The organism is Prochlorococcus sp. G4PB17 (assembly GCF_059772445.1).
On the sequence record NZ_CM186288.1, the window covers coordinates 185,928 to 203,873 of the forward strand.

Genomic DNA, 17,946 nt, shown 5'->3' on the forward strand with positions numbered 1-17,946 from the left:
TCTATATTTGATCGGTTGTAGCTCCTTGGCTTGATGAACTTACTAGTCTGGAATACTTTCCAAGAATGCCTGTCTTATATCTAGGCTTTGGCTTCTTCCAATTCTCTCTCCTTCTAACTAGTTCTCGGTCTTCAACATTTAACTGAATTAACAATTTATTAGCGTCAACAGTAATACTGTCTCCTTCCTCTACTAACCCAATTGTTCCTCCAACGGCTGCTTCTGGAGCAACATGGCCAACCACTAATCCATATGATCCCCCACTAAATCGGCCGTCTGTAATTAATGCAACTTTCTCTCCCAACCCTTGACCTACAATTGCTGAAGTTGGAGAGAGCATTTCTCTCATTCCTGGTCCTCCTACAGGCCCTTCATATCTAACGACTACCACATCTCCAGCTTTGACTTTATTGTCTAGAATTGCGGATAAGCATTCTTCTTCACTCTCAAAAACCCTTGCAGGCCCTGTTAAAACAGGAGTTTTGACCCCGCTGATTTTTGCGACACTTCCTTCACTAGCTAAATTTCCTTTGAGAATAGCGAGATGTCCTTTCTTATAAATAGGATTTGATATTTCTCTGATAACATCTTGATTTTCTTTGGGCTTTGAGGGGATATCTCTAAGAACTTCTTTAATTGTTTTACCTTCAATAGTTTTGCATTCTCCATGAAGCATTCCTGCATCGAGGAGTAATTTCATTACTTGAGGAATCCCCCCGGCTTGATGTAAGTCTACAGTTACGTATTTACCGCTTGGCTTGAGGTCACAAATTACAGGAACAGTTTGTCTTATACGTTCAAAGTCATCGATTGTTAAATCAACTTCTGCAGTCCTCGCTATTGCTAGTAGGTGAAGGACAGAATTTGTTGAGCCACCAACAGCCATGATGACACTGATCGCATTTTCAAAGGCTTTTTTTGTGAGTAAATCTAATGGTCTGATGTTGTTCTTAACTGCATTGACAAGCACCTGAGCACTTTTGGCAGCGCTCTCTGCTTTTTCATCATCTACAGCTGCCATTGTTGAACTAAATGGCAAACTAAAACCCATGGTTTCAATTGCCGCAGACATGGTATTTGCAGTGAACATGCCACCACAACTACCAGGACCAGGGATAGCATTTTTTTCTACTGCTATTAATCGTTCTTCGTCGATTTTCCCACTTGTTAATTGACCGACAGCTTCAAATGAACTAACTACGGTTAGGTCGCAACCGTCTAATTTTCCAGGCTTAATTGTTCCTCCGTAAACAAAGATTGAAGGTATATTCATTCTTGCCATTGATAACATTGCGCCGGGCATATTTTTGTCGCATCCACCTATTGCTAATACACCATCCATGCTTTGAGCATTGCAAGCTGTCTCAATTGCGTCAGCAATAACTTCTCTTGAAACTAATGAATATTTCATCCCTTCTGTTCCCATAGAGATGCCGTCACTAACAGTTATGGTCCCGAATGTTTGAGGCATTGCACCAGCCTCTTTTAAAGCGGCCTCTGCTCTATTAGCTAGATCCATTAATCCCATATTGCATGGGGTTATTGTGCTGTGACCATTAGCGATTCCAATGATTGGTTTATTAAAGTCATTATCATCAAAGCCAACAGCTCTAAGCATTGCTCTGTTCGGTGACCGTTGAATACCCTGTGTTATCGCATTTGATCTAAGCATTTGATTTTTATTTAATTGTTTAAAAATTAGAGTTAATTAGAAGATCCCAGGTCTTCTAATTGTTTCCGTACGTCTGCTATTGCCGAATTAAGCTGTTCAACACGTTGCTCAAGGTGCTCGTTGCTTTGATTCCCTATAGTATTTGATTCTAATTCAGTTGCCTCAGAGCCATCTTGAATTCTTGGTGCATAAAGCATTGCCTTTTGCTTTCTGGTTTCTTGCCTTTTCTGGGCTTCAGAAAGTAACCACCAAGCTAGACCTGCAGCTCCAAGTACGGCACCACTAATTAATGATGCCAAACTTCCTGAATTTGAATCTCGGTATTGGCTCATAGCTTTGAATAACTTCTTTAAATGCTAGTCCGATGAGGTGACTCTGGTTTTGATACGTAATGATGGATCACCAATTCCGGGTGATAGTTGACTTTCTGATATTAATTCAGGATCTATACAAGCACAATAAATATTCAAATCTTGAATATTTTCACCGATTTCTTTAAGTCCCTGATTAGCGGCTAATGCTGTAATCACTCTTATCCTTCTTGCATCAATTTTTTTATCTTTCAGATGATATAAATCTTTTAAAAGTTGTTTACCGGTTGTTATTTGATCTATATAAAAAATAATTCCTGCATTTTCCTCAATTTCTTTAGGTAGCCCGCCAATACACAAATTTGAATTGGGAATTAAATTTCTAGCACCTCTAAAGAGCTCAAGCCCTGCAGGCAAATAAGGAATTGCCAAAATAGGAATATTTGGATCAATAATTGAACATTCAGTTGTTCCTGCTGAAGTAGTGATCTGTTCTTTTTTACTTGGGATCCAATCTCTCAGAGCTTCATAAGTGAGCCAGGTACCAAGTTGTTCTAGGCCTGTTGCATAGAGAATTTCTGGGGTAGTAGGGTTCCTTAAAATAGTTAACCAATGTGATATGAGTGGGTGCGGAGGAACTATTACTCTTAAGCTCATTGACATGATTCATTCTTGGCCCTATTTGCCATAACGTGAATAATTAAATTACCTGTTAAAAGTCCTTTTAAGCTCCAATGAACAAAAAAACTTCTTTCATCTCTGATTTTAAAGTAATTGTTTTTGCTGCATTACTTATTTTTGTTTTGATCTTTCCTGCTCAAAGTGTTTTCGCTAGAACGCCTGCTGAGATTCGCAATCAAGAAGAACTAACTATTTCCCAGGATATGTCTAGCCAGGATTTAAGTGGAAATGATTTTGTAAAACTAGATCTGAAGGGCATAAATTTCAGTGAATCAAACCTGACAGGAGCTGTGTTCAATAATAGTAAATTGAATGGAGCAGATTTGCATGGTGCGCAGCTAAATGACGCTTTGGCATATGCAACTGATTTCGAAGGAGCTGATTTAAGGGATGCGGACTTTAATGGTGCATTATTGATGGAAAGTACCTTTACGGATGCTCTCATTGAAGGAGCTGACTTTACAGATGCGGTAATAAGTCGAATACAACAAAAAGAACTATGTTCTATGGCTTCTGGAACTAATTCAAAGACCGAGGAGGATACAAGCTATAGTCTTGGTTGCTGACTTGTTGAAAAAAATAAAGATGAGTGATAGTCGTCTACCAGTTACTGTGGTTACAGGGTTTTTGGGCTCTGGCAAAACAACACTCTTGAGACATCTTTTAAGTGAAGCTCATCAACGTCTAGCTGTAGTTGTTAATGAATTTGGAACAGTAGGCTTAGATGGAGACCTTCTTAAAACCTGTGGGTTTTGCCCTGATAATGAAGTAGATGAAAGAATAGTTGAATTGAATAATGGCTGTTTATGTTGCACTGTTCAAGAGGACTTCTTACCTGCAATGGAAGCCTTGCTCCTTAGATCAAATAAACTTGATGGAATCATTATTGAAACCAGTGGTCTTGCTTTGCCAAAGCCTTTACTGCAAGCTCTTAATTGGCCTGCAATAAGAAGTAAGGTTTTCATTAATGGTGTCGTAACTTTGGTTGATGGATATGCTCTCTCAAACGGAAGTCCAGTGGGTGATTTAAAAAGTATTAATGAACAAATAACAAATGATAATAGTATTGATCATTTAACTCCAATAAATGATCTTTTTAGAGATCAATTAATTTCTGCTGATCTCGTTTTGATTAGTAGGTCTGATTTGCTTTCTGCAAAAAGTTTTTCATTGGTTAGGGATGAGGTAAAAAAGCAAGGGAATTCCATTACTAATATTCTGCCAATATCTAATGGCAAAATTGAACCTTCAGTAATTCTCGGCCTTTGCAAAGAACAAAACAATATTTCTCGATCAGATCAAAATGACCATGACCATGACCATGACCATGACCATGACCATGACCATGACCATGACCATGACCATGACCATGTTGATGTAATAAGTGAGCATTTAAGATTTGAATTCCCAATTGATCAAGATTTTTTGAAAAAAATACTTTTAAAACTTGTTCCGGAATATCAAATTCTTCGTATAAAAGGGAGATGCTGGATAGAGGGTAAGGATTTGCCTCTTCAGATCCAAATGGTTGGATCTAGATTTAATTCATGGTTTGAGAGCGCGAATGATGATTCTTGGAAACCTTCCAAGGCTGGGATTGATTTAGTCACTTTGAGTCTAAAAGGCGGAGTTAAAAAAGCTTTTGATTCTTCCTTTTAATTAATCGGTTCAAATTATTATATTTATATTAAAAATAGGTTGTATTTTTATTTTTATCCGCGATTCTTTGTGAGTTAGGAGATAATTCTCTTAAACCAACTTTCTAATAGTTTTTAACCGGACTTTTTGTCGTGAGTCAAGCAGTTTCCAATACCGAGAAAAACGAAGTTCAGAGTGTTACCAATGCTTTGAATCTAAAGACCTGCAATAAATGTGGCGGCAATGGTTATATGAAATCTAGTCCAAATTGTTATCACACTTGTCTGACATGCCTAGGTAAAGGATTAATAATTGAACAATGAGAAAGTATCAATTAGAAATTTATCAAATATTATCTACAATAACTTTGTAACCTTCTCTTGGTTTAACTAAGTGGAGGGTGTAGGAAATCCCATTGATTTTTAAAAGTGTCTTTATTTAAAGCAAGAGTATTTGTTCATTTAAGACCTTCTGTTTTGGATCCCGCGGGAGAGGCTACTAGGTCAGCTACTAAGAGATTAGGAATAGATGGGGTTACTCAACTAAGAATTGGTAAATCTATTGAACTTGAGATCGAAGCGGCAAATAAGGAGGAAGCTCGATCGAAGATTGAGTTAATGAGTGATCGATTGCTCGCAAACCCTGTTATTGAGGACTGGTCTTTGGAATTTAAGGACGAACAGAAAACTCTTACAAACTAAATAAATGAATATCGGAATTATTGTTTTTCCTGGATCGAACTGCGACAGGGACGTAAGGTGGGCTACTGAAGGATGCCTGGGAATTCCTACAAGTTTTCTATGGCATGAAACCACTGACTTAAGTGGTTATGACGCAATTGTCATTCCAGGGGGGTTTAGTTATGGAGATTATTTACGTTGTGGCGCAATAGCAAGATTCGCACCTGTTCTAAACTCCTTAATCTCTTTTGTTGACAAAGGTGGAAAAGTTCTTGGTATTTGTAATGGGTTTCAAATACTTACTGAACTTGGTCTCTTGCATGGAGCTTTGACAAGAAATAAGAATCTACATTTTATTTGTGATAGAGCAAATTTATCTATTGAAAGTACAAAATCATTTTGGATGAAAAATTATAAAAAATATGATTCTATTTCACTACCTATCGCTCATGGAGAAGGTAGATATCAATGTAGCAATGACGTCTTGAAAAAATTGCAGGATGATGATTCGATTGCTCTAAGATACTCTCATAACCCAAATGGATCAATCAATGATATTGCTGGAATTACAAATAAAAAAGGAAATGTTTTGGGTATGATGCCACATCCTGAAAGAGCTTGTGATGATGCTTTAGGTAATATTGATGGCAAGTCAATTCTTAGTACACTTCTTTCTTGAATTTATAAATCAAGGTATTAAAAAAGCTGCTATCAAAATGAGAGATAGCAGCTTTTTGTTAGCTTTCTTAGCTTAGTACTTGTATCCAGCCACAAATAATTGTTCATCAGAAGAAGGCTGAGAACCAGCAACATACAATCCTTTTGATGCCTCAGAGTTTGCTTGAGCTCTAGCTATGAGTGCTTTTTGTCCATCAGAAGTGTTCGAGCCTTTCCATGCTTTTAGACATGAATGTTGTAAAGCACGACCATATGAGAATGAAACATTCCACTTAGCCTTTCTGTCGATCTTATTCATCAGATTTAAATAAACTGATGCAGCTTCCTCGCTTAAGCCACCTGAAAGGAAAGTAATACCAGGGACACTTGCAGGTACACAGCGTTCCATTGTACGGATTGTCATTTCTGCTACTTGCTGAGGATCAGCTTTTGTTGAGCTGTCAGCACCTTGAACCGTCATTGATGGCTTTAGAAGAGTTCCCTCTAGAAGTACTCCGTTTACCTGGCAAGCTAAGTAAACTTCTTTAATTACTTCTTCTTGAACTGCTGCTGTCTTTTCAATTGAATGTGAACCATCCATTAAGATTTCTGGTTCAATAATTGGAACCAAGCCAGATTCTTGTACTGATCTAGCGTATCTTGCTAAACCCCAAGCATTTTCTCTAATAGAAAGTTTAGAAGGACAACCATCTTCTGTTATTTGAAGCACTGCTCTCCACTTAGCAAATCTTGCACCTTGCTCGTAATAATCAGCAGCTCTTTCAACAAGACCGTCTAAGCCTGAACAAAAAGTTTCTACATCGTGTCCACCAGCTAATGGTCTTAGACCTTTATCAACCTTGATTCCTGGAATTATTCCGAGCTTCTCAAGCTTCTTAACCATTGGCTCACCATCTGGATGGTTCTGGAAAAGAGTTTCTTCAAAAAGAATTGCTCCGCTTATGAAGTTTCCAAGACCTTCTGTGGTGAAAAGCATACCTCTATATGCTTTTCTGTTGTCTTCAGTGTTCTCAACACCTATTGAAGCAAGCCTTTTACCTACTGTTTTAGTTGATTCATCAACAGCAAGAATCCCTTTGCCTGGCTGGGCTATGGCACTTGCTGTTTTCTTTAGTTCTTCTGCGTAGTACGAGAGTGCCATTTATGCAACAAAAATTTCATTAAGATTATTCCATATCAAAGGCCCTTTTTGTGGCTTATTACACCTAAAAAATTTTTTTTTTATTTAGTGAATTTCTCTAATTGATTTCAATCTTCATTCCAATCGAATTTGATTCTTTAATCTTGTCACAAACAATTTGGCTTGCTAATCCCTCAGCCAAGCCTGGAATAACTGCTGTACCGTCTTTTATGCTTTGAGCCCACCAGTTTTGTATTCTTGCTACTGGGGCAATTCGTCCATCTGTCCAAATTTTTGAAAAAGAAAGATCTGATTCTGGTTGAATACTTTTAAGAACTTCTTCCTTACTTGAGAACCACAGCCCAAATCCGTGTACATAATCGTTCTGATTGTCACTGCTAAGAATAAGAGTTCCATTGCTACCATAAATTTCTAGACTAAAACCGCTGCTTTGTTTTGTTACGGCAGAGAGATTTACTTGGACTGGAATCAAATTGTTATTAATGCTTTTAATTTGTAGTTGAGAAATGCTTACATCTTCACTTGTCACTTTTTTAATAGTTTTTGATTGGGTACAAAATCTTTGTTTGATTGAAGTTGAATTTATTGCGCTTAATGAATGAGTTGGACCAATTAGCCAATGAATCATGTCAAAAGCATGGGTACCTAACGCGCCCAACACCCCTCCGCCAGAATCTTCGTCTGAATACCAATTCCACGGTCTATCTGGATTAGCTCTGCTACTCATTAGCCAATCTAGTTTTACAAAATATGGTTCATCTAGTTTCTTCTCGTTAATTAATCGCTTTGCTTGCATAAATAGAGGAACCGCTCGATATTCGTAATCGACAGCTATTTTTAAATTTCTTTTTAGGGCATTTCTTTGAAGCTCTTTTACCTCGTCAGAGTTTAAGCAAGTTGGCTTTTCTAATAAAAGATGTTTTCCCGCTTTAATTGCTTCTAGTGCCAGCTCGTATCGTGGTGCTGGCGGAGTAGCTATTATTATTCCATGTATTTTGGAATCATTGACGACATCCTCCCAGGTCTCGTAGGAACAGAGATTGTGCTTATTGCAAGCCTCTTTAAGCCTTTCTGATCGAGGATGCCACAACCCCACAAGCTCAATATTCTTATTAGACAATGATGCAGGAATATGAACACTTTCACCGAAACCTAGTCCTGCAATTACTATGCGGAGCGGTTGCTCTGTATTCATCATTCTTTTGAACAATTAATGTGTTTAAACATTTTCGCAGCTATATGAAATTACATCATCTAATAGTTTATCTCCATTGGGGTCTTCCCATTTTGCAGTTAAATTCTTGTTACCATTAACTGAAATATCTTTGAATTTATTATCTAAACAATTGATTTTCATTGTATAAATATTTTCCTTTATTACCTTTGAAGTATTAGTGTCGATTATTAAAAATTTTGTGGTTAGTTCTATTATTCCTTTACCTTTTATATCAATACTGTCTTTGTCTAAATATTGAATTCCTGCTGGCGTTCTACTAACTTCAAACCAATTAATATCAGCTCCATATACTGCATTTGTCCTGCTAAAAAAAATTATTAATATTAGGACCAATATATTTAAGTGATAAGCAATTTTATTTTCTACCTTTTGAGTTGTTTCAATCATGATTTTGTAACTTTACTTCTTGTGTCTTATGCAATCTAAGTATCTTTGCCAAAGTTTCTTTAAGTTCGGTTCTAGGTACAATGGTGTCTACGAAACCATGATCTTGGAGATATTCTGCTGTTTGGAAATTATCAGGCAGTTTTTCTCTGAGTGTTTGTTCTATTACTCTCCTCCCTGCAAATCCAATAAGTGCTTTGGGCTCTGCAAGTATTAAATCTCCGAGCATGGCAAAACTAGCAGTAACTCCCCCAGTGGTGGGATGTGTAAGCAAAGGCATATAGAGCAATTGAGCATCTCTATGTCGTTCAAGAGCTCCTGAAATTTTTGCCATTTGCATAAGGCTTAACATTCCTTCTTGCATTCGAGCACCACCTGATGCGCAAACAATTAGCAAAGGTAACTTTTCTTTGGTTGAGTGTTCAATAAGCCTTGTGATCTTCTCTCCTACAACAGATCCCATTGAGCCACCCATGAATCTGAAATCCATTACGGCTAATGCCATAGGAATAGAATTGACTTCGCATGTGCCTGTCAACACTCCATCTTTAAGGCCAGTGCTAGCTTGACTTTCTCTGAGCCTATCTGCGTAAGCTCGCCGATCTTTAAAACCCAGAGGGTCAACTGGAATTAAGTGATTATTGATTGACTTGAATGTATTTGGATCAGTAATCATTCTTATTCTCTCCTCGCTATCTATTCGATTGTGATGCCCGCAATTACTACAAACACTGCAATTATCTATTAAATCTTTTCTATAAACTACCTGTCCACATTCTGGACATTTTTCCCACAGTCCATCACTTTCTTCAGATTCCTGAGTGACTTTGCCAACAAATTGGCCTTTCCTTCTATCAGCAAACCAGTCGAATAATGACACAGCTATTTTGTGATTGAATTTAATTTAATACCTTGAGTACCTTTAAGGGGATTAGAAATTTTAGATCTTATCTATAATCCATGAACAAAATATCCCTATTGATAGGAACGGTGCGAATGGATACTGTTGTAATGGTATAAATTTTCTAGTAATTTTTCCATGCAAACTATATATAGCTGATAGTAAAAATGAAACGCATAATGATAAAAAACTCAATTCAATACCAAGCCATATAGCACTATAAGAAGAGAGTTTGATATCACCCAGTCCTAATGAATTTATTCCAAAAATCTTATAACTTATATAACTGATAAAATACATTACTATAAAGATAATAATCATTGAGAAAGAATTAATTGTTATTAAATATATAAAATTTTTGTATTCGTTTGATAATCCTGTGCATATTAAATAAATAAAACCAAAAATAGCAAATGATATTAATTTATTATCACTTATTATCATTGTGTTTATATCTTCTATTGATATAGAATACAAGGAATATAAAAGTATAAAAGTAAAGGTTATAAAGATCTCCATTACTTATTAGGTTTTTCTATTACAAGTATATTTAATTGACTTATCTTGATTGATTTTATTATCCCACAGCTTTTTTCTCTTCTATCATTTTATGAATAATAGGCGTAAGAATAAGTTCCATAGCAAATCCCATTTTCCCACCGTTAACAACAATACTTGTAGGACTGGACATGAATGAATCGTGTATCATTCCTAATAAGTACTGGAAGTCAATACCCCATTTTTCTCTAGAACCTTTTCTGAAATGGATAATTACAAAACTTTCGTCAGGTGTTGGAATGTTTCTGCAAATAAATGGGTTTGAAGTATCAATTGTAGGTACTCTCTGGAAGTTAATATCTGTTCGACTAAATTGTGGACATATGTGATTAATGTAATCAGGCATTCTTCTCAGAATCGTATCAACAATCGTTTCGGCTGAGTAACCTCTCTCTGCGTTATCGCGATGTATTTTTTGTATCCATTCGAGATTGGTAATTGGTACTACGCCAACAAGTAAATCAGCGAATGAAGCTACGTCATAATTTTCTCCTACTACGCCACCGTGTAGTCCCTCATAAAACAAAAGGTCTGTTCCTGTTGGAATATCTTCCCAGGGGGTGAATTGACCTGGATCTAATTTTGTTCCTAGACGAGTGTTGTGTTCCTCAGCTTCTTCTGGGCTATGTAAATAATATCTTTTTTGACCTCCGCCAGTTTTTCCATATTGACTAAATAGGTCTTCTAATTTGTCGAATAAATTTGCCTCTGGCCCAAAATGAGAAAAATTTTCACCTCTTGAAAGTGCCTCAGACATTGCCTTTTTCATTGGCATTCTTTCAAAACGGTGATAACTATCTCCTTCAACAACCGCAGGAACAATTTTTTCACGAGCAAATATATGCTCAAATGCTCTTTTAACTGTGCTTGTTCCTGCTCCGGATGAACCAGTTACGGCTACTACTGGGTGAAGCTTTGACATCGACGCTTATGTATTGAATTACATTTTTACAGGTCGACTGGCCCTCAAAGGGAAACTATTCAAAGAGTTTTTTAATTTGTGAATTAATTATTTTAATTTTTCTGCTAATAGTTTGCCCATTTGAGAGCAACCAACCTGTTTGGTTGTCTCATTGCTCATTAAGTCCGAAGTTCTATAACCATCATTAAGAATTTCGTTAATTGCATTTTCTAAATAATTTCCAGCTTTTGTTTCATTAAAGGCAATTTTTAACATCATTGCAGCAGATAAAAGCATTGCTATTGGATTAGCTATATCTTTTCCTGCTATGTCAGGAGCCGAACCATGAACAGGCTCAAAGACACCGGGACCATCCGATGTTAATGAAGCAGAAGGAAGCATGCCAATTGAACCTGTAAGCATAGCCGCAATATCGCTAAGAATATCTCCAAATAAATTACTAGTAAGGATCACATCAAATTGGCTTGGATTCCTGACAAGTTGCATTGCAGCATTATCTACATATTGATGTGTTAGTTCTATGTCTTTGTAGTTTTTAGAAACTAGTATTGTTTCCTCCCTCCATAATTGACTTACATCTAAAACATTAGCTTTATCAACTGAGCAAACTTTTTGATTTCTTTGTTTGGCCAATTTAAAAGCAATTTCTGCTATTCGATTAACTTCCTCGGAAGTGTAAGTCATGGTATTAAATGCTCTTTCTCCCTTTTTTGTTTTTATTCTTCCTTTTGGTTCTCCAAAGTAAATACCGCTAGTAAGTTCTCTAACTACAACTAAATCAACTTCTCTAACAAACTCTTCTTTCAAGCTACTTGCTTTAGTTAAGGATGGAATTATTTTCACTGGTCTTATATTTGCGAAAAGATCCAACGAAGATCTGAGGTTCAGTAAACCTGTCTCAGGTCTTTTCTCTCTAGGTAATTCGTCATACCTTGGGTCTCCTATGGCCGCTAGCAATACAGCATCAGAGTTCTTACATTCTTCAAGAGTTCTTTCTGGTAAGGGAATACCATCGGAATGTATAGCTGATCCACCAAAAGGCATTTCTTTAAATTTCAGTTCAAAGCCAAATTTTCTTGAGACGAGTGTCAGGATGTTATGGGTGACGTTTGTTATCTCTGGACCAATTCCATCGCCTGGCAATAATGTTATTTTGTAGGACTTCATTTGTTGTTATTAATTGAAGGAAAAACTTACCTAGAGTTACTGCGATCTAATTGACGAATAGCTTTTGCTATCTCAGGTAGTTTTTTGAAATTAGCAGAGCATCTCAACCAAAGCTTATTTGGAATCGCAGGGAAGCCGCTAACTACCTTATCTGGCTCGATATTTGATGTGATTCCTGACTTTGAACTTGCAATAACTCTATCTCCAACTTTTACCTTATTACTTATTCCTACTTGCCCAGCAAGAATGACTGAGTCACCAATCTGTACTCCTCCAGCGACACCTACTTGAGCAGCCATAGCACAACCTTTACCGGTGGTTACTCCATGACCAATTTGAACCAGATTATCTATCTTTGTATCCTCTCCAATTATTGTCTCTCCAACTGAAGGCCTATCAACGGTTGTTCCACTACCAATTTCCACTTTATTTTCTAAAATAACTTTTCCCACTTGGGGCATTTTCTTCCATCCATTTGAAGAGGGTACGAATCCAAAACCTTCACCACCAATAACAGCATTAGCATTAATTACACATTCGTCTCCAAGCCTTGATCCAGGATGAATAACACTATTTGCGTGAATTATATTTTTGGCACCAATAATTACTTTTTTATAGACAACCACTCCTGCATGAATAATAGTTCCAGCCCCAATTTTTGTATCATCTCCGATAAAAACATTAGCTCCGATTGAAACTCCCAGACCAATTTTTACATTCTGACCTATTACGGCACTGTTATGGATACCCTCTTTTTCAACCTCAGATGGATAAAGAAATTCTAGAGTCTCAGCAAAAGCTAGTTTGGGATCTTTAACTATTAAACAATTAATTGATATTTGACTGGCTATGTCAATAATGTTTTTATCATTATAGGGTAATAATAATGCAGAAGCTTTTGAGGTATTGATTAGATTTCTTAGATTTAATGGACTATTAATATCTAAGAAGCTGATATCATTTTCTTTTGCTTTTTCTAAAGATGCTGCAGCTAAAACAATTGAATTGTTTTTTATTTTAAAGTCAACAACCCCAGATTGACCTTTTTTTAGGTGTTCGACAATTTCAGTGAATTGCATAATTTAGATCCAATTGAGAACGTGATAATTACTATGGTTGTCTGAGCTATTCATTGGTGAGGACCAGGACATCTCTATGTATAACAAGTGGAGACCCTACTTTCATTGATTTAGAATTAATTCCTATTTTTATAGCATCACTACTCATTGAGCAAATTCCTTTAGCAATTTCTTCTCCTTTGGAATTAATGACTTTTACAGGTTGATTAGATATGAAATTACCACTAACTTTTTTTACACCTACTAGTAGTAGTGATGCTCCTTTATGTTTAACAGCTTCACTTGCACCGTCGTCTAAATGTAATTCTCCTACTGGCTTAATTGCATGGGACAACCAACTCTTTCTATTCGCTATGGGCTTGGGATGAGGATGGAAAATAGTTCCTATTTTCTCCCCATCAAGTAATTTACCTAAAGTTTTTGGAACTCGACCATCTGCTAATAAAACTTTTATCCCGCTTTCAGTTGCAATTTTTGCTGCATTCAGCTTAGTTTTTATTCCTCCTGTTCCCCAAGTTGTTTGTTGGTTTTCTAATTCTAATTTATTTAATTCAGTTGAATTATTAATATCTTTGATTGGTGTTGCTTTACTGTCGGTCTTTGGATCAGCTGAATAAAGATGATCAATATCAGTAAGTAAAATTAGTTGATCAGCAGTTATAGCAGTTGCAACCAATGCAGACAAAGTATCATTATCTCCATACTTTAACTCTTCATCTGAGGTTATATCATTTTCATTCACGATAGGAATAACATCCCATTCAATCAATCTTTTTAATGTTTGGGAAGCAGAATTATAACTATTTCTTGAACCTAATTCTGACCTGGTTAATAATATTTGTGCAACGTTATATCCATATTTACTCATTGCCTTTTCATATAAAGCCATTAAATGAAGTTGACCTATTGCTGCTGATGCTTGTAAAGAAATAATTTCTTTAGGTCTTATCTTGAAATTCATCTTGTGACATCCAAGCCCAACCGCACCACTAGAAACTAATATAACTTTATCTCCTTTTCTTTGTGCTTTTGATATGTATGAACAATAGTTGTTTATTATATCAAATGTTGTATATTTATTGTTTCCTCTTAATAGGCTAGTTCCAATTTTGATAACCCATGTTGTCATAAGAAATCTCCAGTTATAATCTTTGCAATATATCTTTCAAGTGATTGAAAGTTATTTCTTTCAAGTCTTTTTCCATTATAATCCACTGAATCTACTAATATTGTATACATTCCTAATCTATTTCCTACGAGAACATCTGTAAAAATTCTATCCCCAATTATTGCTATCTTACTAGATGCATAAGGAATTCTTTCGACGACCTTATTTAATTTTCCTTTACGTGGTTTACCTCCTGATGATGTGAATTCCAAACCAACTTCCTCGGCAATTAGTTTGATTCTTTTTTTTGACGGGTTGTTACTGAAGAGGTGGATATAAAAATATGTTTTTGAGCTTTGAATCCATTTTTTTATGTCGTTAGACAGGACTGGATTTTTTCCAGAAACTAATGTTCCATCTACGTCAAGTACGAGAGCTTTTATATCTCTTGATAATAAATCATTTATTAATATCTTTGAGATTTTATCTTTTAATCTCCAATGGGGATTAAGTAATTCTTTAATATTTAGTCTGATAATCCTCTCTCCTCAAGTTCAGCTTCAATTCCTGATTGTATCTTGTCAAACTCTTCTCCTTCAACAAGTTTTACTTCCCCATTCTCTAATTTTCCTACTATAAAGAATGGATCAAGAGGAATGTATAGTCCGTATTCATTATCATCAACTCTAAAATTTACAAGAAGTTCGTAAGTTTCCGACTCGTCATCAATATCTTCCTCTTCAATTTCTTCTGGTTCTGGTTCGTCTAATTCTCCTGATACTGTAAGGGTAATTGCTGAACGGACAAGTTTAAGATCATGTTCTTGAAGAACTACATCAGCTACTTCAAGTATTGGCTCATTCTTTTCAATTGTATCTATTAGCTTGGGATCTTGATCATCAATTAATTGAAACAGAGAAACAGGAGTATCTACAGGTGTTAAAAGGGCATATTCATTACCTTCTAGAGGCACTACTTGTTCAAGAAAACATAAGAGGTCTGAACCTTGAGAATCTTTAACTAAAAGAGTAGGTACTTCGTCGTTTTTATTTGTTGATGACATAGTTGAGTTTTTATTAGTCAGTATCTGGATTTATTTGATTATGTTTTTACATCATATTCAAAATTTTATTTGAGTCATCCAGATCAGGTCCCTCGATAAGCCATTGTTGTAAAAGTATAGCTGCAGCTGCACTATCTATTTTTCCAGTCTTGTCACTTTTTAAAGAGAATTTTTCTTTAGCCTCGACGGTTGAACAATGTTCATTGATAAAAGCTAATGGAAGCTTTAAACATTTCGCTAATTTAAAACCATATTTTTTACATCGAAAAGATTGATTAGTCTCATTGCCGAACATATCAAGAGGATTTCCAACGATGAGCCCTTCAACTTTTCGTTTAAAACATATTTTCCCGAATTCTTTTAGATCTTGTTCAAAGCTACTTCTAAAAATGGCTGGGAGATGCGTTATCGATATCCCAAGTGGATCACAACCTGCTAAACCAATTCTTTTATTTCCAATATCAAGACATAAAACTGAACAGGGTTTTGGCTGAATCATTTGTTTTTTCCAATTTCAATAGTTGAAGGTAATTCCGGTTGTTGTTGTAAATTTCCTACAAGATTATTCAATAGTTCAGTTTCGATAGATTTTAATTTATATCCATTTTGCCTTTTCCAAACACTTCTTCCTAGAAGAACTCTTTCTTCTGTTATTTCCCAGTTACTTTTATATAAAATGTCATTTAACTTCTTGTCTTCGCTTGTCGTCTCTATGTAACACTTGTTTTTACCATTCTTCAAATTATTAATTCTATATGGAATGGATTTATTTAGCCTATCATCCCATGCTAATCCTCTTATGAGCTCTGATGAATACTTATATTGGGAATAAATAGATGGAATTAAACCAGCGATAATATTATTTTCCTTTGATTTGATAACACCAGTCAGTATGTTTCTTTTTTCATAAATATCTTGCCATTGCCTATCAAAAATCGATCTAAAGTTAATTGACTCCCTAGCTTGTTCAAGTCTCCATATCTGTTGGCTATTTTCTTCATTTAGTTTTTCCCAGATAAAATTATCTTTATATTCTTTCTTTCTATGTTTAATACCCTCTTTCTTATTCCAATACTTTATTATTCTTAGCGGTTGAAAACCAGACTGTCTTATTACAGATAAGTTTTGATTATCATTTGTATTTATTGAAATTAAAAAACTTTGGGTATTAATATTGCTTTCATAAAGAACTTTTCTTATTAAATTCTGCAGTAAGTTATAACGACTAAACGATATTGATTCTTCTATAAAGTATGGTTCTGAGATCGACCAACAAGTACCTCTTCGATTAATTGGAGTCGCTAAAATATATGCAATTATATTACCTCTTTCTGTTGCTACTAAACATGTTGAGTTCCTAGTCGGAATTAAATTAGTAAAACTGGACTCTAAGGAAGAAAACCATTTTTTGCATAATAGAATTTGAAATATTCCTAGGTATTTAGAATTATTGTTAGTTCTAAGCATGTATAAATGCTTGAGCTTAAGTGGCTCAATTATTAAATCTGAAGGTAATGCTTCATCATTTTTCATTTGATTATTTTATTATATTTTTAACTATCATGCGATTTCTAACGTACTTCATTTGGTCTGATGAGTACTAATGGTGTTTGCTGGTTACCATTACCTGCTGGATTTGATGTTAAAGCTCTTTTAATGATTTCAGCATTATTAATATCATTTGTGGATAGAATTTTAACTCTTCCTAGATCATTTACATCGACAACAGCCACGTTAATGTTTAATTTGTTTGCTGCTTTAATACAAAAATCTTGAGCATCTATAGGTCCTAAAACTATACTCTTATCATAGGGTGACGTTGTACCTGTAATGTCATCAATTAATCTTGCTTGTTCTCCTGCTAAACGATAAAACATACCTCTAATTCCAAAGAATTTAAATATTCCTCCAATAAACCATGAAAGTATTACGCGTGTTGGCCCAGAAATATTTATTAGGGTTTGCATTCCTGAAGCAGTGGCTAAACTACTAGTAGGGTGAAATCCTTTGCAAATTATCCTTGAAATTATATTTGGACTAATGTTTCTATAATCAATATATCTTCCTTGCATTACTGCTAAGGGTGACTCTCCTATTGTAAGAATATCTGTTGGTAAGCAATTTAATGGCATGTAGGTTTTTAATATTCCAATAGGATCATCTAAACTACCAAGAATATGCGTTTTAATTGGATCTACTAAATTAGTATTAGAGGAATTTACTTCTGATATATCTAAAAAGTTAGGTAATACAAAACCATTGAACTTTTTTAAACAACCGAATGGTCCATAGTTGCACCATTCTATATCAAGCCACAAACATTTAATCTTATCTATAACTTTATTTTTAATCTCATATTCAATTTCAATTTGGACAAATGTCGACTTTTTAGCCTTTAAGATATAAGCAGTCCAATGGTCATTTGTTTGTTCTTCTTCTGCATCTGGGTGAAGTGGTTTGATTTTTGTTTGAATATTTATTATCTCGTTTTTAGATATACCTATTAACTGTGGATTAACATTAAATGAAGGAATCATGACTTCCATGTTTTCCTGTAAATTTTTAATTTCAACCAAAGCAATATATTTATGCTTATGATCTAATGTAATTTTTTTAAATTCTTTAGCTTTAATAATTAAAGGCGAATCTTGTCTGAAATAATGATTTATTTCTATTAAAAAAAATGTGATTAATATGAGAAAAAGGGAGTTCAATAACATTTTTTA

Annotated in this window: 22 protein-coding genes; 5 read left to right on the forward strand and 17 right to left on the reverse strand. The window is 35.2% G+C overall.

What is annotated here, in order from left to right:
• Position 1 precedes the first annotated feature (1 nt).
• From ilvD to AC6EJB_RS00965, 3 genes are read right to left on the reverse strand one after another with little or no spacing between them, the layout of a single operon-like run.
• Entirely contained in the window at positions 2 to 1,672 is a 1,671-nt protein-coding gene (gene ilvD, locus AC6EJB_RS00955) for a dihydroxy-acid dehydratase (protein WP_498491813.1), read from the reverse strand.
• Between the two features lie 32 nt (positions 1,673 to 1,704).
• Positions 1,705 to 2,004, reverse strand: a complete 300-nt coding sequence (locus AC6EJB_RS00960) for a hypothetical protein (RefSeq protein WP_498491815.1) — start codon at positions 2,002 to 2,004, stop codon at positions 1,705 to 1,707.
• Between the two features lie 24 nt (positions 2,005 to 2,028).
• Complete coding sequence (locus tag AC6EJB_RS00965; RefSeq protein ID WP_498491817.1) at positions 2,029 to 2,646, reverse strand: uracil phosphoribosyltransferase; 618 nt, start codon at positions 2,644 to 2,646, stop codon at positions 2,029 to 2,031.
• 71 nt (positions 2,647 to 2,717) lie between these two features.
• Between AC6EJB_RS00965 and AC6EJB_RS00970 the strand changes: the two genes are divergently transcribed.
• The 5 genes from AC6EJB_RS00970 to purQ all read left to right on the forward strand — a co-directional run bounded on the left by AC6EJB_RS00970 (position 2,718) and on the right by purQ (position 5,661).
• Entirely contained in the window at positions 2,718 to 3,230 is a 513-nt protein-coding gene (locus AC6EJB_RS00970) for a pentapeptide repeat-containing protein (RefSeq protein ID WP_498491819.1), read from the forward strand.
• Between the two features lie 19 nt (positions 3,231 to 3,249).
• A complete protein-coding gene (gene cobW / locus AC6EJB_RS00975) occupies positions 3,250 to 4,323 on the forward strand; it encodes a cobalamin biosynthesis protein CobW (protein WP_498491821.1) in 1,074 nt (357 codons plus the stop codon).
• 131 nt (positions 4,324 to 4,454) lie between these two features.
• Complete coding sequence (locus AC6EJB_RS00980) at positions 4,455 to 4,625, forward strand: hypothetical protein (protein ID WP_498491823.1); 171 nt, start codon at positions 4,455 to 4,457, stop codon at positions 4,623 to 4,625.
• 105 nt (positions 4,626 to 4,730) lie between these two features.
• Positions 4,731 to 5,003, forward strand: coding sequence for a phosphoribosylformylglycinamidine synthase subunit PurS (gene purS / locus AC6EJB_RS00985; RefSeq protein ID WP_011823522.1), 273 nt, complete (start codon positions 4,731 to 4,733; stop codon positions 5,001 to 5,003).
• Positions 5,004 to 5,007: 4 nt separating this feature from the next.
• Positions 5,008 to 5,661 (forward strand): phosphoribosylformylglycinamidine synthase subunit PurQ, encoded by a 654-nt coding sequence (gene purQ / locus AC6EJB_RS00990; RefSeq protein WP_498491825.1) that lies wholly within the window; start codon positions 5,008 to 5,010, stop codon positions 5,659 to 5,661.
• Positions 5,662 to 5,733: 72 nt separating this feature from the next.
• On the opposite strand, the gene AC6EJB_RS00995 is transcribed toward purQ, so the two are convergent.
• The 14 genes from AC6EJB_RS00995 to AC6EJB_RS01060 all read right to left on the reverse strand — a co-directional run bounded on the left by AC6EJB_RS00995 (position 5,734) and on the right by AC6EJB_RS01060 (position 17,940).
• A complete protein-coding gene (locus AC6EJB_RS00995) occupies positions 5,734 to 6,801 on the reverse strand; it encodes a class I fructose-bisphosphate aldolase (protein WP_498491826.1) in 1,068 nt (355 codons plus the stop codon).
• 97 nt (positions 6,802 to 6,898) lie between these two features.
• Positions 6,899 to 7,999: a Gfo/Idh/MocA family protein gene (locus tag AC6EJB_RS01000; protein ID WP_498491827.1), complete on the reverse strand. Its 1,101-nt coding sequence runs from the start codon at positions 7,997 to 7,999 to the stop codon at positions 6,899 to 6,901.
• A 21-nt stretch (positions 8,000 to 8,020) separates the two neighbouring features.
• The gene (locus tag AC6EJB_RS01005; protein ID WP_498491829.1) at positions 8,021 to 8,425 is read right to left on the reverse strand and encodes a hypothetical protein; all 405 of its coding nucleotides are present in this window, start codon (positions 8,423 to 8,425) and stop codon (positions 8,021 to 8,023) included.
• Positions 8,418 to 9,302 (reverse strand): acetyl-CoA carboxylase, carboxyltransferase subunit beta, encoded by an 885-nt coding sequence (accD, locus tag AC6EJB_RS01010; protein ID WP_498491831.1) that lies wholly within the window; start codon positions 9,300 to 9,302, stop codon positions 8,418 to 8,420. Before accD ends, AC6EJB_RS01005 begins: the two co-directional genes overlap by 8 nt.
• Positions 9,303 to 9,362: 60 nt before the next feature.
• Complete coding sequence (locus AC6EJB_RS01015; protein WP_498491832.1) at positions 9,363 to 9,842, reverse strand: prepilin peptidase; 480 nt, start codon at positions 9,840 to 9,842, stop codon at positions 9,363 to 9,365.
• A 58-nt stretch (positions 9,843 to 9,900) separates the two neighbouring features.
• On the reverse strand, positions 9,901 to 10,803 hold the full coding sequence (locus AC6EJB_RS01020; protein WP_498491833.1) for a phosphoribulokinase: 903 nt from the start codon (positions 10,801 to 10,803) through the stop codon (positions 9,901 to 9,903).
• 87 nt (positions 10,804 to 10,890) lie between these two features.
• Positions 10,891 to 11,970, reverse strand: coding sequence for a 3-isopropylmalate dehydrogenase (leuB, locus tag AC6EJB_RS01025; protein WP_498491834.1), 1,080 nt, complete (start codon positions 11,968 to 11,970; stop codon positions 10,891 to 10,893).
• 26 nt (positions 11,971 to 11,996) lie between these two features.
• Positions 11,997 to 13,049: a UDP-3-O-(3-hydroxymyristoyl)glucosamine N-acyltransferase gene (lpxD, locus tag AC6EJB_RS01030; RefSeq protein WP_498491835.1), complete on the reverse strand. Its 1,053-nt coding sequence runs from the start codon at positions 13,047 to 13,049 to the stop codon at positions 11,997 to 11,999.
• Positions 13,050 to 13,095: 46 nt separating this feature from the next.
• Positions 13,096 to 14,178 (reverse strand): glutamate 5-kinase, encoded by a 1,083-nt coding sequence (gene proB, locus AC6EJB_RS01035; RefSeq protein ID WP_498491836.1) that lies wholly within the window; start codon positions 14,176 to 14,178, stop codon positions 13,096 to 13,098.
• The gene (locus AC6EJB_RS01040; protein WP_498492942.1) at positions 14,175 to 14,696 is read right to left on the reverse strand and encodes a YqeG family HAD IIIA-type phosphatase; all 522 of its coding nucleotides are present in this window, start codon (positions 14,694 to 14,696) and stop codon (positions 14,175 to 14,177) included. Before AC6EJB_RS01040 ends, proB begins: the two co-directional genes overlap by 4 nt.
• Positions 14,684 to 15,220 carry a DUF3727 domain-containing protein gene (locus AC6EJB_RS01045; RefSeq protein WP_498491838.1) on the reverse strand — a complete coding sequence of 179 codons (537 nt, stop codon included), beginning with the start codon at positions 15,218 to 15,220 and terminating at the stop codon, positions 14,684 to 14,686. The genes AC6EJB_RS01040 and AC6EJB_RS01045 overlap by 13 nt, the downstream gene beginning before the upstream one ends.
• Before the next feature lie 46 nt (positions 15,221 to 15,266).
• A complete protein-coding gene (gene ruvX, locus AC6EJB_RS01050) occupies positions 15,267 to 15,719 on the reverse strand; it encodes a Holliday junction resolvase RuvX (RefSeq protein WP_498491840.1) in 453 nt (150 codons plus the stop codon).
• Positions 15,716 to 16,753: a hypothetical protein gene (locus tag AC6EJB_RS01055; protein WP_498491842.1), complete on the reverse strand. Its 1,038-nt coding sequence runs from the start codon at positions 16,751 to 16,753 to the stop codon at positions 15,716 to 15,718. The genes ruvX and AC6EJB_RS01055 overlap by 4 nt, the downstream gene beginning before the upstream one ends.
• Before the next feature lie 38 nt (positions 16,754 to 16,791).
• Complete coding sequence (locus AC6EJB_RS01060) at positions 16,792 to 17,940, reverse strand: hypothetical protein (protein ID WP_498491844.1); 1,149 nt, start codon at positions 17,938 to 17,940, stop codon at positions 16,792 to 16,794.
• Positions 17,941 to 17,946 lie beyond the last annotated feature (6 nt).

Bases quoted from the DNA above. Each gene is read 5' to 3' on its own strand.
- AC6EJB_RS01000 (WP_498491827.1), bottom strand. From the start codon at position 7,999: ATGATGAATACAGAGCAACCGCTCCGCATAGTAATTGCAGGACTAGGT.
- ruvX (WP_498491840.1), bottom strand. From the start codon at position 15,719: ATGATTCAGCCAAAACCCTGTTCAGTTTTATGTCTTGATATTGGAAAT.
- AC6EJB_RS01060 (WP_498491844.1), bottom strand. From the start codon at position 17,940: ATGTTATTGAACTCCCTTTTTCTCATATTAATCACATTTTTTTTAATA.
- AC6EJB_RS00995 (WP_498491826.1), bottom strand. From the start codon at position 6,801: ATGGCACTCTCGTACTACGCAGAAGAACTAAAGAAAACAGCAAGTGCC.
- AC6EJB_RS01045 (WP_498491838.1), bottom strand. From the start codon at position 15,220: ATGTCATCAACAAATAAAAACGACGAAGTACCTACTCTTTTAGTTAAA.
- AC6EJB_RS01015 (WP_498491832.1), bottom strand. From the start codon at position 9,842: ATGGAGATCTTTATAACCTTTACTTTTATACTTTTATATTCCTTGTAT.
- AC6EJB_RS01055 (WP_498491842.1), bottom strand. From the start codon at position 16,753: ATGAAAAATGATGAAGCATTACCTTCAGATTTAATAATTGAGCCACTT.
- proB (WP_498491836.1), bottom strand. From the start codon at position 14,178: ATGACAACATGGGTTATCAAAATTGGAACTAGCCTATTAAGAGGAAAC.
- leuB (WP_498491834.1), bottom strand. From the start codon at position 11,970: ATGAAGTCCTACAAAATAACATTATTGCCAGGCGATGGAATTGGTCCA.
- purQ (WP_498491825.1), top strand. From the start codon at position 5,008: ATGAATATCGGAATTATTGTTTTTCCTGGATCGAACTGCGACAGGGAC.
- cobW (WP_498491821.1), top strand. From the start codon at position 3,250: ATGAGTGATAGTCGTCTACCAGTTACTGTGGTTACAGGGTTTTTGGGC.
- AC6EJB_RS01005 (WP_498491829.1), bottom strand. From the start codon at position 8,425: ATGATTGAAACAACTCAAAAGGTAGAAAATAAAATTGCTTATCACTTA.
- AC6EJB_RS00960 (WP_498491815.1), bottom strand. From the start codon at position 2,004: ATGAGCCAATACCGAGATTCAAATTCAGGAAGTTTGGCATCATTAATT.
- AC6EJB_RS00965 (WP_498491817.1), bottom strand. From the start codon at position 2,646: ATGTCAATGAGCTTAAGAGTAATAGTTCCTCCGCACCCACTCATATCA.
- AC6EJB_RS00970 (WP_498491819.1), top strand. From the start codon at position 2,718: ATGAACAAAAAAACTTCTTTCATCTCTGATTTTAAAGTAATTGTTTTT.
- lpxD (WP_498491835.1), bottom strand. From the start codon at position 13,049: ATGCAATTCACTGAAATTGTCGAACACCTAAAAAAAGGTCAATCTGGG.
- ilvD (WP_498491813.1), bottom strand. From the start codon at position 1,672: ATGCTTAGATCAAATGCGATAACACAGGGTATTCAACGGTCACCGAAC.
- AC6EJB_RS01020 (WP_498491833.1), bottom strand. From the start codon at position 10,803: ATGTCAAAGCTTCACCCAGTAGTAGCCGTAACTGGTTCATCCGGAGCA.